Source organism: Streptomyces sp. NPDC050121, from assembly GCF_044460385.1.
Taxonomy (GTDB): domain Bacteria; phylum Actinomycetota; class Actinomycetes; order Streptomycetales; family Streptomycetaceae; genus Streptomyces; species Streptomyces soliscabiei.
On sequence record NZ_JBITJV010000005.1, the window covers coordinates 231,685 to 246,875 of the forward strand.

At 72.1% G+C, this 15,191-nt stretch carries 13 protein-coding genes; 7 read left to right on the plus strand and 6 right to left on the minus strand.

Annotated features, from left to right (window positions below; all coding sequences use genetic code 11):
- Positions 1-241 precede the first annotated feature (241 nt).
- Both ACIBTS_RS10680 and ACIBTS_RS10685 read right to left on the minus strand, forming a co-directional pair.
- Complete coding sequence (locus ACIBTS_RS10680) at positions 242-1,285, minus strand: 3-isopropylmalate dehydrogenase (protein WP_399318248.1); 1,044 nt, start codon at positions 1,283-1,285, stop codon at positions 242-244.
- A gap of 172 nt (positions 1,286-1,457) precedes the next feature.
- Positions 1,458-1,589 carry a hypothetical protein gene (locus ACIBTS_RS10685; RefSeq protein WP_319677282.1) on the minus strand — a complete coding sequence of 44 codons (132 nt, stop codon included), beginning with the start codon at positions 1,587-1,589 and terminating at the stop codon, positions 1,458-1,460.
- Between the two features lie 331 nt (positions 1,590-1,920).
- On the opposite strand from ACIBTS_RS10685, the gene ACIBTS_RS10690 reads away from it, so the two are divergent.
- Positions 1,921-2,127 (plus strand): DUF5988 family protein, encoded by a 207-nt coding sequence (locus ACIBTS_RS10690; RefSeq protein WP_079659292.1) that lies wholly within the window; start codon positions 1,921-1,923, stop codon positions 2,125-2,127.
- Between the two features lie 101 nt (positions 2,128-2,228).
- Here the strand turns inward: ACIBTS_RS10690 and pruA are convergent, their stop codons facing one another.
- Positions 2,229-3,860: an L-glutamate gamma-semialdehyde dehydrogenase gene (pruA, locus tag ACIBTS_RS10695; protein WP_399318250.1), complete on the minus strand. Its 1,632-nt coding sequence runs from the start codon at positions 3,858-3,860 to the stop codon at positions 2,229-2,231.
- 67 nt (positions 3,861-3,927) lie between these two features.
- Positions 3,928-4,908 (minus strand): proline dehydrogenase family protein, encoded by a 981-nt coding sequence (locus tag ACIBTS_RS10700; RefSeq protein WP_399318252.1) that lies wholly within the window; start codon positions 4,906-4,908, stop codon positions 3,928-3,930.
- 145 nt (positions 4,909-5,053) lie between these two features.
- Here ACIBTS_RS10700 and ACIBTS_RS10705 point away from each other — a divergent pair, with 145 nt between their 5' ends.
- From ACIBTS_RS10705 to ACIBTS_RS10725, 5 genes are all read left to right on the plus strand, one after another.
- Positions 5,054-6,262, plus strand: coding sequence for a PucR family transcriptional regulator (locus ACIBTS_RS10705; protein ID WP_399318253.1), 1,209 nt, complete (start codon positions 5,054-5,056; stop codon positions 6,260-6,262).
- A gap of 124 nt (positions 6,263-6,386) precedes the next feature.
- Positions 6,387-7,877, plus strand: a complete 1,491-nt coding sequence (locus ACIBTS_RS10710) for an ABC transporter substrate-binding protein (protein ID WP_399318256.1) — start codon at positions 6,387-6,389, stop codon at positions 7,875-7,877.
- Entirely contained in the window at positions 7,874-9,595 is a 1,722-nt protein-coding gene (locus ACIBTS_RS10715) for an ABC transporter permease subunit (RefSeq protein WP_399318258.1), read from the plus strand. Before ACIBTS_RS10710 ends, ACIBTS_RS10715 begins: the two co-directional genes overlap by 4 nt.
- A complete protein-coding gene (locus ACIBTS_RS10720) occupies positions 9,585-10,562 on the plus strand; it encodes an ABC transporter ATP-binding protein (protein WP_399318260.1) in 978 nt (325 codons plus the stop codon). The genes ACIBTS_RS10715 and ACIBTS_RS10720 overlap by 11 nt, the downstream gene beginning before the upstream one ends.
- The gene (locus tag ACIBTS_RS10725) at positions 10,559-11,239 is read left to right on the plus strand and encodes an ATP-binding cassette domain-containing protein (protein ID WP_399318262.1); all 681 of its coding nucleotides are present in this window, start codon (positions 10,559-10,561) and stop codon (positions 11,237-11,239) included. Before ACIBTS_RS10720 ends, ACIBTS_RS10725 begins: the two co-directional genes overlap by 4 nt.
- Here ACIBTS_RS10725 and ACIBTS_RS10730 read toward each other — a convergent pair.
- Entirely contained in the window at positions 11,226-11,807 is a 582-nt protein-coding gene (locus ACIBTS_RS10730) for a TetR/AcrR family transcriptional regulator (protein WP_399318264.1), read from the minus strand. The two genes, ACIBTS_RS10725 and ACIBTS_RS10730, sit on opposite strands and share 14 nt — an antisense overlap.
- A gap of 97 nt (positions 11,808-11,904) precedes the next feature.
- On the opposite strand from ACIBTS_RS10730, the gene ACIBTS_RS10735 reads away from it, so the two are divergent.
- Positions 11,905-13,416, plus strand: a complete 1,512-nt coding sequence (locus ACIBTS_RS10735) for an MFS transporter (protein WP_399318265.1) — start codon at positions 11,905-11,907, stop codon at positions 13,414-13,416.
- 118 nt (positions 13,417-13,534) lie between these two features.
- On the opposite strand, the gene serA is transcribed toward ACIBTS_RS10735, so the two are convergent.
- Positions 13,535-15,124 carry a phosphoglycerate dehydrogenase gene (gene serA / locus ACIBTS_RS10740; protein WP_399318267.1) on the minus strand — a complete coding sequence of 530 codons (1,590 nt, stop codon included), beginning with the start codon at positions 15,122-15,124 and terminating at the stop codon, positions 13,535-13,537.
- Between the last annotated feature and the right edge of the window lie 67 nt (positions 15,125-15,191).

Sequence of the window (15,191 nt, forward strand, 5' to 3'; positions counted from 1 at the left end):
TCCTTCACCGGTTGTGTAGTGACGGGCCGCGCTCACGTCCATACGGCCAGTGGCCGGTGCCAGGACGTCCGAGCTTTCCCTCATACCGCGGCTCCGCGTTCGATTATCGCAAGCGGCGGACGAGGGCCAAAACGGCGTGAATGCGACCCAGGGTTGATGGTGGCACCCGGCGGGGGACATGCGGAAGCCGCCGGGTGCTGATGCGAACCCGGCGGCTTCGAAAGGTTTCGTGCAGCGCGGGTCAGCCGGCTACTCGTACGGAGAGCGCGTCACCGATCTCGGAGGTGCTGCGCGCGGGCAGCGCACCGCGCTCCTCCAGGTCGATCGCGACGGCGTCCTCGATGCGGACCGCCTCGGCCTCGTAGCCGAGGTGGCGCAGGAGCAGGGCGACGGACAGGACCGTGGCGGTGGGGTCGGCCTTGCCCTGGCCGGCGATGTCCGGGGCCGAGCCGTGCACGGGCTCGAACATGGACGGGAACTCGCCGGAGGGGTTGATGTTCCCGCTCGCGGCGACGCCGATGCCGCCGGAGACGGCCGCGGCGAGGTCGGTGATGATGTCACCGAAGAGGTTGTCGGTGACGATCACGTCGAAGCGGCCGGGGTCGGTGACGAGGTAGATCGTCGCCGCGTCAACGTGGATGTAGTCGGTGGTGACCTCGGGGAACTCCTCGGCCACCTGGTTGAAGATGTTCGTCCACAGGTGACCGGCGAAGGCCAGCACGTTGTTCTTGTGGACGAGGGTGAGCTTCTTGCGGGGGCGGGCCTGGGCGCGGGCGAAGGCGTCCCGGATCACGCGCTCGACACCGAACGCCGTGTTCACGGAGACCTCGGTGGCGACCTCGTGCGGAGTGCCCTTGCGGATCGTGCCGCCGTTGCCGGTGTACGGGCCCTCGGTGCCCTCGCGGACCACGATGAAGTCGATCTCGGGCTGGCCCGCCAGCGGCGTGGCGACGCCCGGGAGGAGCTTCGACGGACGCAGGTTGACGTGGTGATCGAAGAGGAACCGCAGCTTCAGCAGGAATCCCCGCTCCAGGACACCGGAGGGGACGCTCGGGTCGCCGATCGCGCCGAGCAGGATCGCGTCGTGCCGGCGAAGCGCCTCGGCGTCGGCGTCGGTGAGGGTCTCACCGGTGGCGTGGTAGCGCCGGGCGCCGAAGTCGTACTCCTTGGTCTCCAGCTTCACATCCTGCGGGAGGACGGCGGAGAGGACCTTGAGACCTTCGGCCACGACCTCCTGGCCGATGCCGTCACCGGGAATCACTGCGAGATTGAGGCTGCGAGACATGCGGGAACCCTACTCCTCGTCCCATGGGATGACACGGACCGTCCGCCATACGGACATGGCGGCCGGGGTGCGAACGGGAGGGGACGAGGTGCGGCGCGGGGCCCGAAGTCCCGTTCGGGGCCCGCGCCGCACCCCGTGCGGGTGCGGCTCCCGGACGATGCGGCGGCTGGGCTCAGTGGCCGGTCTCGCCGCCGTTGTCGCGGCGGTCGAGGGCGCGCTGGAGGGCGGCGGCGGCGTTCTTGCGGTCGGACTCGCCCGTACGGGAGATGTGACGGACTCGGCGGCGGACGGTCGTCTCGGCCATGGGAAATCGACTCCTTCGAATTCCAGGGAGCACGGAAGGGGATACGAGACGCCGGGGGCGGGGAGCGGGCCACAGGGGTTGCCTGCGCGGGCCCGGCTCACGACCGCCATTCGCTTGGTCGAGCGAGACGTTCGGCTCCTACAAAGTTAAGGGAGGAGCACGCGCCTGTCTCCACAATTAGTCGGACTTCCTACTATCTGAGACGGCGTACCGGGTCACCCCCCGCTGAGCTGCGGTTTCGCGGATGCCCGCCCCTCCCGGACCAGCGCCCGAACGGCTGATCCTGGGCGCGGGCGCGACATCGGGTTCCGGCAACGGGAACGGTGAGGTCATGAGCGACACGGCCAAGGCACTACTCGAGGGCGGTCCGGACGATCTGCCCGAACGGATCGTCCCCCTCCCGCCCCCCGGATCCGATGTGAAGATCGAGTTTCTCGGCGGATACGAGCACTTCAAGGCGACCTCGCGGCACGGGAACACGCCGGAGGGCAGGCTGCCCGTGTACGAGTGGTGGGAGCGGACCGAGCTGCCCGGGTGAGGAAGTTCTCCGCCCCGGCAGAGCACCAGCGGCTCGCGCGGCGCGGCGCACGCGAACGGGCCGGGTCCGTGACGGACCCGGCCCGTTGGCGTGGTCGGGGGTCAGCCCATGTGCGGGTACGTGTAGTCGGTCGGCGCGACCAGCGTCTCCTTGATGGCGCGGGTCAGCGTCCAGCGCATCAGGTTCTGCGGGGCGCCGGCCTTGTCGTTGGTGCCGGAGGCACGGCCGCCGCCGAAGGGCTGCTGGCCGACGACGGCGCCGGTCGACTTGTCGTTGATGTAGAAGTTGCCGGCCGCGTAGCGCAGCTTGTCCATCGTGTACGCGGCGGCCGCGCGGTCGCCCGCGACGACGGAGCCGGTCAGCGCGTAGTCCGACACCGACTCCATCTGGGTCAGCATGGCGTCGTACTGGTCGTCCTCGTAGACGTGCACGGCGAGGAAGGGGCCGAAGTACTCGGTCGTGAAGACCTCGTTCTGCGGGTCGGAGCACTCCACGACGGTCGGGCGGACGAAGTAGCCGACCGAGTCGTCGTAGCTGCCGCCCGCGACGATCGTGCAGGTCGGGTCGGCCTGCGCACGGTCGATGGCCGCCTTGTTCTTGGCGAACGCGCGCTCGTCGATGACCGCGCCGATGAAGTGCGACAGGTCGGTGACGTCGCCCATGGTCAGCTGGTCGACCTCGGCCGCGAACTCCTCCTTGAAGCCGGAGTTCCAGATCGACGCCGGGATGTAGGCGCGGGAGGTCGCGCTGCACTTCTGGCCCTGGTATTCGAACGCGCCGCGGGTGAGGGCGGTCTTGAGGACGGCCCGGTCGGCGCTCGAGTGGGCGACGACGAAGTCCTTGCCGCCGGTCTCGCCGACCAGCCGCGGGTAGGAGCGGTACTTCTCGATGTTGGCGCCGACCGTCTTCCACAGGTACTGGAAGGTCTTCGTCGAGCCGGTGAAGTGGATGCCGGCGAGGTCGCGGTGGGCCAGGGCGACCTTCGACACCTCGATGCCGTCACCGGTGACCAGGTTGATGACGCCCTTGGGGAGACCGGCCTCCTCCAGCAGCCGCATGAGCAGCACGGCGGCGTGGGTCTGCGTCGGGGACGGCTTCCAGACCACCACGTTGCCCATCAGCGCGGGCGCGGTGGGCAGATTGCCCGCGATGGCGCTGAAGTTGAACGGCGTGATCGCGTAGACGAAGCCTTCGAGCGGGCGGTGGTCGAGACGGTTCCAGACGCCCGGGGAGTTGGCCGGGGGCTGCTCGGCGAGGATCTGGCGGGCGTAGGCGACGTTGAAGCGCCAGAAGTCGACCAGCTCGCAGGGACAGTCGATCTCCGCCTGCTGCGCGGTCTTGGACTGGCCGAGCATGGTGGAGGCGGCGAGGGTCTCGCGCCAGGGGCCGGCGAGCAGTTCGGCGGCGCGCAGAATGATCGCGGCGCGGTCGTCGAAGGACATCGCGCGCCAGGCGGGCGCGGCGGCCAGGGCCGCGTCGACGGCGTCCTGCGCGTCCTGCTGGGTGGCGTTGGCGTAGGTGCCGAGGCGTGCCTTGTGGTTGTGCGGCTGCACGACGTCGAAGCGGTCGCCGCCACCCATCCGCTGCTCGCCGCCGATGGTGCAGGGCAGGTCGATCGGGTTGTCGGCCAGCTCCTTGAGCTTGGCCTCCAGCCGGGTGCGCTCGGGCGAGCCGGGGGCGTAGCCGTGCACCGGCTCGTTGACGGGGGTGGGGACCTGGGTCACAGCGTCCATGTTTTCCGTGACTCCTTCTGAGCGGGTGTGACGGGTGTTTCGGGCGGGGTGGGCGGGGGTGGTGGGCTCAGCCCTTGCTGACCATCGAGCGGGCGAAGAAGCGCAGGTTCGCCGGCTTCTCCGCGAGGCGCCGCATGAAGTAGCCGTACCAGTCGGTGCCGTAGGCGGTGTAGACGCGCATGCGGTGCCCCTCGGCGGCCAGCCGCAGGTGCTCGTCGCTCCTGATGCCGTACAGCATCTGGAACTCGTATTCGTCGAGCTTGCGTCCGGCCTTGCGGGCGAGTTCCTGCGCGATGGAGATGAGGCGCGGGTCGTGGGAGCCGATCATCGGGTACCCGTCGCCCTCCATCAGAGTCCTCAGGACCCGGACGTACGCCTTGTCGATTTCGTGCTTGTGCTGGTGGGCGACCTCGGCGGGCTCCTTGTACGCGCCCTTCACGAGCCGTACGCGACTGCCGCTGGCGGCGAGGCGGCGGGCGTCGGCCTCGGTGCGGAAGAGGTAGGCCTGGATGACGCAGCCGGTCTGCGGGAAGTCCTTCCGCAGCTCCTCGTGGATGGCGAACATCGAGTCGAGGGTGGTGTGGTCCTCGGCGTCGAGGGTGACGGTGGTGCCGATGGCGGCGGCGGCCTCGACGACCGGGCGGACGTTGGCGAGGGCCAGCTCGTGGCCGCCGTGGAATGTGGGGGCGGGCCCGGAGGGCCCTTCGAACAGGGCGGTGGTGGGCGACGCGAGGGCTTGGCCGAACATGGACAGCTTGACGGACATCTCGACCCGCTCGCCGAGTTCCAGCTCCCTGAGCCGGTCGACCAGCTCCAGGTACGCGTCCCTGGCCGCGGCGGCCTGTTCGGGGGTGGTGATGTCCTCGCCGACGACGTCCATCGTCAGCTCCAGACCCTTCGCGGTGAGCTCCTCGATGATCGGCACGATGTCGTCGACCCGCTCGCCCGGGATGAAGCGGTCGACGACCTGTTTCGTCACCGGGGCCGCCGAGATCAGGCGTCGCATCCGGTCGCTGCGCGACGCGGCGAGAATCACGGGACCCAGCACGGGGCACCTCCACAAACCAGCAGATAGAACCACCGTGAAACCTAAGGATCCCTCCGATCGTGGGCCATCGACAGCTGTCACGCATCCGTGCCGCAGATCTCAGACAGATGTATGAAGGATCGGCGGACCGGGGGAGAATGCCCATGTGACGGCCGACAACAAAGGTGACTACCAGGAGCTGGTCGACGAGATCTCGGAGCTGCTCGGCGCCCCCGCGACCCTGGAGAACCGGGACTTCGAGCTGCTCGCCTTCGGCGTGTACGACAGCGAGGGCGAGCTGGACGCGTCCGCGCTGGACCCGGTGCGCACCCGCTCGATCCTGACCCGCCGCTCCACGGCCGCCGTCCGCTCGTGGTTCGAGGGCTTCGGCATCACGCGCGCCGACAGTCCGGTCCGGATCCCGCCGACCCCGGAGGCCGGCGTGTACCGGGGGCGAGTGTGCCTTCCCGTCCGCCATCGGGGCGTCGTCCTCGGTTACGTCTGGCTGCTCGACGACGATCCCGGGCCGTCGGACGCCCAGCTGGCGGCCGCGATGGAGGTCACCGGCCGGATCGGGGCCCTGCTCGCCGACGAGGCCCAGCACGGCGCCGACCTCACCCGGGAGCTGCGGGCGGTGCTGACCGCGCAGCCCGGCTGGCCGCGGGACATGGCGGTGGCGGAGCTGCGCACCGCGCTCGGCGCCCGCGCCGACGGCCCGCACACGGTGGTGTGCGTGACCCCGTGGCCGTCCGCCGACCCGGACGACGCCCCCTCGCTGCGTACGCTGCCGGGGGCGACGGCGCTGTGCACGGTGCCGTGGGGCGGCGCCTCCGACGCGCTCGACGCGGTGGAGGATGCCCAGTCGCTGGCCCTGCTGGTCCGCCTGCGCGCGGCGGACACCCTCACTCCGGCGACGTCGGCGGCGGCCCGGCTGCTGGAGCGGGCACGTCAGGCGTCGACGGGGGAGGCCGCGGCGGGGGTCGCCGCCGGGCGCGTCGGTCTGACGGAACTCGGCGCGGCCTGGGAGGAGGCGTCGGCGTCGGCGCGGGCGGCGCTGGCGGAGCCCCGCCTCGGCCCGGTGGCGCGGTGGGCGTCCATCGGCCCGTACCGCCTGCTGACCGCGCTGCCCCCGCACAGCGCCCAGGACCCGGCCGCGGCGGCCCTGTTGGCGCCCGCCCACCACGAACTCGCCCGCACGGCCGAGGTGTACCTCGACTGCGCGGGTCAAGCGGGCCGCACGGCAGCGAAGTTGGGCATCCACCGCCAGACGCTGTACTACCGCCTCTCCCGCGTCGAACAGCTCACGGGCCTGGACCTGGACGACGGCGAGGACCGGCTGCTGCTGCACATGGCGTTGAAGGGGGCACGACTCTAAGGGACGGCTGCAAGGCACGGCTGTCAGGGACGACTGCACGGCACGACGAGTCTAATGAAAATGATTATCGTCATGCTAAGGTCGGCGCAGCTCCCCTTGACCACCCCTTTACCCGGAGGGTTCCGTGCGCCTGCCCGCTCGCCGTCTGCTCCCCGTCACCGCCCTCACCGCGGCCTCCGCGCTGCTCACCGGCTGCTTCTCCGGGACCCCCGCCGAAGACGCCGGTGACGGCCGCCGCATCCGCCTCGCGATGATGCAGCCGCCGCGCTCGGGCCTGTCCCCGCTCTCCGACGACGCCTTCAAGCTCTCGCGCTGGTCGACCGCCGAGACCCTCGTCGAGCTGGACGCGGACGGCGATCCGAAGGCGTCGCTCGCCACCGGGTGGCAGCGGTCGGGCCGCACCTGGACCTTCGAGATACGCAAGGGCGTCACCTTCCACGACGGGACGGGGCTCGACGCCGCCGCCGTCGTCAGATCGCTGGCCAAGGCCGCCGGCGCCTCCCCCAAGCCGCGCATCCTGGACGGCGTCGAACTCACCGTGCGGGCCGCCGACGCCGACACGGTCACCGTGACCACCGCCGACGAGGACCCCCTTCTCCCGCAGCGGCTCAGCTCGCCGCAGCTGTCGATCCTCGCGGCGAAGGCGTACACGGGAAAAACGGTCGACCCGGTCGGCGCAGGCACCGGCCCCTTCGAGCTGACCGAGGTGAACGGCACCTCCACCGCCACCCTCGACCGCTACGACGCCTACTGGGGCGCCAGGGCCAAGGCGCCCGGCATCGACGTACGGTTCGTGCCCGACGGCACCGCCCGCGCCGCCGCCCTGCGCAGCGGCGAGGCCGACATCGTCGAGGCGGTCCCCGTCTCGCAGGCCGCCCTGCTCGACGAGGACCTCGTCAACGAGGTGCCGATGCCCCGCACCAACACCCTCTACCTCAACACCGGGAAGGGCGTCTTCAAGGACGCCTCGCTGCGGGCCGCCGCCCGGGAGGCCGTCGACGCCGAGTCGATCGTGAAGGGCGTGTACGAGGGGCGCGCCGACGTCGCCGAGGGGCTGCTCGGGCCCGCGCTGCCGTGGGCGGCCGAGCTGCGCAGGCCGGTGCCCCGGGCCGAGGCGGGCGACCCGACCGGCAAGACCGTCACCATCGGTACGTTCACCGACCGCGCCGAGCTTCCCGAGGTCGCCGCGGCTCTCCAACAGCAGCTGCGGAAAGCCGGGTTCACGGTGCGGCTGGAGGTGCGCGAGTACGCCAACATCGAGGCGGACGCGCTGGCCGGCGCCTTCGACGCCTTCATCCTGTCCCGGGCCACCGTCCTGGACTCCGGCGACCCGGCCGCCTACCTCTACAGCGACTTCGCCTCCGACGGCTCCTTCAACATCGCCCAGCTCGACGACCCCGCCGTGGACGCCGCGTTGAAGAGGGCCGGCCGGACGCCCACCGGTGACGCGCGCCGCCGGGCCGTCATCGCCGCCGAGGTCGCCGTCCTCGCCACCGACGCGGCCGTGCCCATGCTGCACGAGCGGGTGATCCAGGGCGACGCCGCCGGGGTCGTCGGCGCCGCGCACGACCCGCGCGAGCGGGAACTCGTCACGGCCGCCACCTACGTCAAGTGAGGCCCACCGCAGCCGCCTTCACGCGGGCTGTCTCGCTCCTCGCGGTCGTCGCCGCCGTCGGCCTGCTGCCCTGGCTGTCCGGTCGCGACCCCGCCCTGACCGTCCTGCGTGCCCGCTCCGCCGAACAGGAACCCACGAAGGAGGCCCTGGACGCGATCCGCCGCGACCTCGGCCTGGACGCCGGTCCCCTTTCCCTGCTGGGGAGTTGGGCCGCCGACCTGGCCCACGGGGACCTCGGCACGTCCTGGGTCTCCGGCGCCGGCGTCCTGCCGTCGGTGCTGTCGGGTCTGCAGGTGTCCCTCGCCCTGATGGGCGCGGCCCTCGGGGCGGCGCTGCTGCTCGCCGTCGCGCTGGTCGCGCCCGTGCTGCTGCGGGGGCGCACCTCGGCCGGCGCGGGCGCCGCGATGCTGGCCGCCGTACCGGAGTTCCTGCTGGCCACGGTGGGTCTGCTGGTGTGCGGGGTGTGGCTGGGGTGGCTGCCCACCTCGGGGTGGGCGGGCCCGGAGCATCTGATCCTGCCCGCCGTCGCCCTCGGCGTCCCGGCGGGCGGGCTGCTCGGCCGGCTGGTCGCGGACGCGCTGCCCGCCGTGCTGGACGAACGGTGGGTGGAGCTGTGGCGGGGCGCGGGAGTGGGCCCGGCCCGCGTCTCGGCGGCCGCCCTGCGCCGCGTACTCCCGCCGCTTGTCCCGCAGTTCGCGATGGCGGCCGTGGGCCTGACGGGCGGCGCGGTCGCCGTGGAGACGGTGTTCGCCGTGCCCGGCATCGGCCGGACGGCCCTCGGCGCGGCCAAGTCGCAGGACCTGCCGCTGCTCCAGAGCTCGGTGCTGGCCCTGCTGCTGCTCGGCCTGGTCACCGGCGCGCTGGCGGCACTCGTCCGCCGTCGGCTGCTGGGCCCGGCCCTGCGGGACGCCTCGCTGACCCTGCCCCCGGCCCGCCCGGTGCGCACGCACCCGGCGATCCCCGTGACCCTCGCCGTCGTCCTCCTCACCACGATCGGCTGGGGGCTGCTGCGCGACCCGTACGCGGTGCACACGGCCGTCCGGCTGGCCCCGCCGTCCTGGGCGCATCCGCTCGGCACCGACGGACTCGGCCGTGACGTGCTGGCCCGGCTCGGCCACGGCGCCGCCACGACCGTCGGCACGGCGGGGGGCGTCTGCCTGCTCAGCCTGGTCCTCTCGCTGGCCCTGGGTTTCCTGCCGGGCGTCGCGGCGGGCGCGGCGGACATCGCCAACGCGCTGCCGCCGGTCATCGTCGGCATCCTGGTCGCCGCAGCGGCCGGACCCGGCACCGGCGGCGCGGCACTCGCGGTCGCCCTGATCTCCTGGCCGCCGCTGGCCGCGCACGCGGCGGCGCTGGTGCAGGAGGTACGGGCCTCGGCGTTCCTCACCGCCCAACGGGCCATCGGCGCACCCCCGTCGTGGATCCTCACCCGGCACGTGCTGCCGTCGGTCGCCGCGCCGGTCGCCCGCCACGCGCTGCTCCGGCTGCCCGGCATCGCCCTCGCCCTCGCCTCCCTGGGGTTCCTCGGCCTCGGCGCCCAGCCGCCCGCCCCCGAGTGGGGCCTGCTCCTCGACGAGTCCCGCGCCTACGTGGAACGGGCCCCGTGGGCCGCCCTCGCCCCGGCGGTCGCGCTCGCCCTGCTGGCGGGGCTCGCGGTGTCGGGAGCGGCGTACACACAGGGGCGCGCGGTCAGGAAGGAGACCCCCGTTGGCGTATGACGTGTTGTTGTCCGTGCGTGATCTGCGGATCGGCTTCGCCGGGGCGGAGGTGGTGCGCGGGGTGTCGTTCGACGTCCGGGCGGGTGAGGTGTTCGCCCTGGTGGGCGAGTCGGGCGCGGGCAAGAGCCTGACGGCGCGGGCGTTGCTCGGCATGCTGCCGAGAGGTGCCACGACGTCCGGTACGGTCCGCCCGGACCTGTCCGGCGCGCGGGGTCGCCGTATCGCCCTGGTCCCGCAGGACGCCCTCTCGGCGCTGTCCCCCGTACACCCCGTCGGCGACCAACTCGCCGCGGCCGTACGGTCGGTGAAGGGCGTCTCCCGGCGGGCGGCCCGTGCCCGCGCGGTGGCCGCACTGGACCGGGTGGGCATCCCCGACGCTGCCCGGGCGGCACGCGCGTATCCGCACGAGTACTCCGGCGGCATGCGCCAGCGGGCCGTCATCGCGATGGCATGCGTCAACGAGCCGGAGATCCTGGTCGCCGACGAACCGACCACCGCGCTCGACGCCGACCGCCGGGAACGGGTGCTGGAACTGCTCGCGGAGCAGCGGGAGGCGGCCGGTGCGGCGCTCGTGCTGGTCACCCACGACATGGACGCGGTACGGCGCCACGCGGACCGGGTGCTGGTGATGTACGCGGGCCGCGCCGTGGAGACCGGCCCCGCCCAGCAGATACTGACCCACCCCCGAGCCCCCTACACCGCAGCCCTCCTGGCCGCCCTCCCCCACCCCGACGGCCCTCGCCCCGGCGAGTCCCGTCGGCGGCTGGTCGCCCTGCCCGGCGTCCCGCCCGGTCCCGGCGCGGTCCCGCCCGGCTGTGCCTTCGCGCCGCGTTGCCCGCTGGTCGTGGAGGTCTGCCGCCGTGAGGACCCCGTCGCGCGGGAGGTGGGTCCCGGCACGGGCGGAGGGCGGTTCGTCGCCTGCCATCGCGCCACCGAAGTCACCGATCCCTTCAGGGAGTTCGCATGACCCGCCCCCTGCTGGACGTTCGCGACCTGGTGGTCCGTTACGGCGCGACGACAGCCGTCGACCATGTCTCCTTCGCCCTGGAACCGGGTGAGACCCTCGCCCTCGACGGCCCGTCCGGCTGCGGCAAGTCCTCCACCGCCCTGGCCGTCCTCCAACTGCGCCGCCCGGCCGGCGGCGAAGTCCGCTTCGAGGGACGGGAGTTGACGTCCCTCACGGAACGGGAGCTGCGACCGCTGCGCCCTCGTATGCAACCGGTCTTCCAGGACCCGTACGGCTCCCTCAGCCCCCGCCACCGCATCCGCGACGCGGTGGCCGAGCCACTGAAGGTCCAGGGCCGCTGGAGCAGGTCCGACGGCCCGGCCCGCGTCGCCGAACTCCTCGACCGCGTGGGCCTGGACCCCTCGTACGGCGACCGCCGGCCGGCCGAACTGTCCGGCGGCCAGTGCCAGCGCGTGGGCATCGCCCGCGCCCTCGCCTCCGACCCGCGCCTGCTGGTCCTGGACGAGCCGGTGTCGGCCCTGGACCCGTCCGTGCGGGCCGGCGTGCTGAACCTGCTCGCCGACCTCCAGGACGACCTGGGCCTCGGCTACCTGTTCATCTGCCACGACCGGGCCGTCGTACGGCACTTCGCGGACCGGGTGATCGAGATGCGGGACGGGCGGGTCAGCTCGGGTTGACACCCTCGACGACCCGACGCAGCCCCTCGGTGAGCTGCTCCGCGCCGGGCGCAGTCTTCGGGTCGAAGGTCCACTGTGCAATGAGGCCCGTCATGAGGGTCACGTAGAACATGCCGAGGGTGTCGGCGGTCTCGTCCGAGACGTCCTCCTCGCGCCCGCCCATGAGCATCGGCACGAACCCGCGCCCGGCCTCCCGTTGGGCCTGCGCCAAGTGGTCGCGCACCTCGGGCAGTTGGTCACCCATGACGATGATCTCCATACTGAGGCGCCAGATCGATCCCGGCTCCCGCATGGTGGCGATGACGTTCGCCCACACCTCCCGGAACCGCTCGAGCGAACCGGGCTCGGCGCTCATGGCGACCCCGTCGCCCTCGAAGGCGTCACCCATTCCCTCGACCAGCGACACGTACGCCTGCGCCAGCAACGCGTCCTTCGAGCCGTAGTGGTAGCCGATGGACGCCAGGTTGGTCCCCGACTCCTTCACGATGTCGCGCGCCGTAGTACGCACGAACCCCTTCTCCAGCAGGCAGCGCTTGGCGCCTTCGAGCAGATCCTCACGGTGTCCCATGCCCGCCACCCTACCCCGGATCCATACAACCGTCCTAGACGCATGACTTACACATTCGTTCTAGACAACCGTTTAAGACGCTCGTACAGTCCTCGGCATGACGAACTCGACGAGCACCACCACACCCCCGGCGGCCCGAGCCGGCCGCCGCGAATGGACCGCCCTCGGCGTGCTGATGCTCCCGCTGCTGCTGGTCTCGATGGACGTCTCCGTCCTCTACTTCGCGATCCCGGCGATCAGCGCCGACCTGGAGCCGAGCGGCACGCAGCAGCTGTGGATCTTCGACATCTACGCCTTCGTCCTGGCCGGCCTGCTGATGACGATGGGCTCGCTGGGCGACCGGATAGGCCGCCGCAAGCTCCTCCTGATCGGCGCGGCCGCCTTCGGCACCGCCTCCCTCGTCGCGGCCTACGCGAACAGCGCCGAGACCCTGATCGCGGCCCGCGTGCTCCTCGGCATCGGCGGCGCGACCCTGATGCCCTCGACGATGGCGCTGATCCGCACGATGTTCACCGACCCGGGCCAGCGCGCGAAGGCGATCGGTCTGTGGTCCGGCGTGATGACGGCAGGCGTCGCACTCGGCTCGGTGATGAGCGGGGTGCTCGTCGAGTACTTCTGGTGGGGCTCGGTGTTCCTGGTGAACCTGCCCGCGATGGCGCTGCTGCTGCTCCTCGGCCCGATCCTGCTGCCCGAGTCCCGCGACCCGGCCCCCGGTCGCTTCGACTGGCCGAGCGTCCCGCTGTCGATGGCCGCCGTGCTCCCCGTGATCTACGGCCTGAAGGAGATCGCCGCCGAGGGCCTGCACACCGAGTACGTCGTCTCGATCACCTTCGGCCTGCTCTTCGCCGCCCTCTTCGTCCACCGCCAGCGCACGGCGGACTCACCGATGATCTCCCCGCTGCTGTTCCGCGGCCACGGTTTCGCGCCCGCCGTCGTCCTCAACCTCGTCGCCTCGTTCGGGATGATGGGCTCGGCGTACTTCACCACGCAGTACCTTCAGTCGGTCCTCGACAAGAGCGCGCTGGAGGCGGCCCTGTGGGCGCTGCTGCCCTCGGTGCCCATCGGCATGACCGCCCCGCTGGCCACCTCGCTGGTCCAGAAGGGCGTCCACCGGGCCTACGTCGTGACGGCGGGCTTCGTGATCGCCGCGGCCGGCTACGCCCTGCTGCTCTTCGCCGGCACCGACTCCCTGTGGCTCGTGCTGGTCGCCTGCGGGGTCCTCGCCTCCGGGATGGTCGTGGTCGTCTCCCAGATGACGGACCTGGCGATGGGCGCGGCCCCGGTCGAGCGCGCCGGCTCGGCCTCCTCCCTGCTGGAGACCGGCGGTGAGTTCGGCGGCGCCCTGGGCATGGCGGTCCTCGGCTCCATCGGCACGGCGATCTACCGCCACGACATCCCGGCCTCCGCACCGGCCCCGGCCCGGGAGACCCTCGGCGGCGCGCTGGCGGTCGCCGGCCACCTCCCGGGGCGCACGGGAGACGCCCTGGCGACGGCGGCGCGGGAGGCCTTCACCCATGGCATGCAGGGCGCGGCGATCGCGGCAGCGGTGCTGCTGACGGGGGCGGCGGTGGCTGCGTCGGCGACCCTGCGGAGGATCCGGGTGAAGTAGCGGGCCATGCAAAAACGCCGGACGGGCTGACCAAGTCAGCCCGTCCGGCGTTTGAGGACGAGGCCCCTTCAGGGCCGAAGCGGGGGTCTGGGGGCGGCAGCCCCCAGGGACGGCAACCTCAGGCCAGGTTCACCGCACGAGCGGACGTCGCACCGATCTCCTCGGCGACCTCCGTCAGCACCCCGGAGGGCACCGTGTCGTCCACGGTCAGGACGGCCAGCGCCTCCCCGCCCGCCGCCGCGCGAGCGACCTGCATCCCGGCGATGTTGATCCCCGCCTCGCCGAAGATCCGGCCGACGGTGCCGACGACGCCCGGACGGTCCTCGTACTTCAGGACGACCATGTGGTCGGCGAGCGCGAGGTCGACGTCGTACTCGCCGACCGCGACGATCTTCTGGAGGTGCTTCGGACCGGCCAGCGTGCCGGAGACCGACACCTCCTCGCCGTCCGAGAGCGTGCCGCGCACGGTCACGACGTTCCGGTGGTCGGCCGACTCGGAGCTGGTCGTCAGCCGCACCTCGACGCCGCGCTCCTGCGCGAACAGCGGGGCGTTGACGTACGACACCGTCTCGTCGACGACGTCCTCGAACACACCCTTCAGAGCGGACAGCTCCAGCACCTTCACATCGTGCTGGGTGATCTCGCCGTACACCTCGACGTCGAGACGGACCGCGACCTCGCCGGCGAGCGCGGTGAAGATCCGGCCGAGGCGCTCCGCGAGCGGCAGACCGGGCTTGAGGTCCTCGGCGATGACACCGCCCTGGACGTTCACCGCGTCCGGCACGAGCTCACCGGCGAGGGCGAGCCGCACGGAACGCGCGACCGCGATACCGGCCTTCTCCTGCGCCTCGTCCGTCGAGGCGCCGAGGTGCGGGGTGGAGACGACCTGGTCGAACTCGAACAGCGGGGAGTCCGTGCAGGGCTCCTTCGCGTACACGTCGAGACCGGCGCCGGCGACCCGGCCCTCCTTCAGCGCCGAGTACAGCGCCTCCTCGTCGACGATCCCGCCGCGCGCCGCGTTGACGATCCGCACGCTCGGCTTGACCTTGCGCAGCGCCTCGTCACCGATCAGACCGACCGTCTCGGGGGTCTTCGGCAGGTGCACGGTGATGAAGTCGGAGACCTCCAGCAGCTCGTCCAGCGACAGCACCTTGACGCCCATCTGAGCGGCCCGGGCGGGCTGGATGTAGGGGTCGTAGGCCACGACCTTCATGCCGAAGGCGGACATGCGCTGGGCGACCAGCGCACCGATCCGGCCCAGACCCACGACACCCAGGGTCTTCTCGGCCAGCTCGACGCCCGTGTACTTGCTGCGCTTCCACTCGCCGTTCTTCAGCGCGGCGTTGGCCTGCGGGATGTGGCGGGCGGTGGCGAGCAGCAGACCGCAGGCCAGCTCGGCGGCCGTCACGATGTTCGAGGTGGGGGCGTTGACGACCATCACGCCGGCCTTGGTGGCGGCGGAGACGTCGACGTTGTCCAGGCCGACGCCGGCTCGTGCGACGACCTTCAGCTTGTTCGCGGCGGCGATCGCCTCGGCGTCGACCTTGGTGGCCGAGCGGATCAGGATCGCGTCGACGTCGGCGATGGCCGGGAGCAGTTCGGCTCGGTCCGCTCCGTTGCAGTGCCGGATCTCGAAGTCCGGGCCAAGCGCGTCCACGGTCGCGGGCGACAGCTCTTCAGCGATGAGTACGACAGGTTTCGAGCTCACGTGAGTCCTCACAAGTCCAAAGCGTGCGGACGGCCGTCCCGACGGCCGCAGGCGGAGGAGGGGCTAG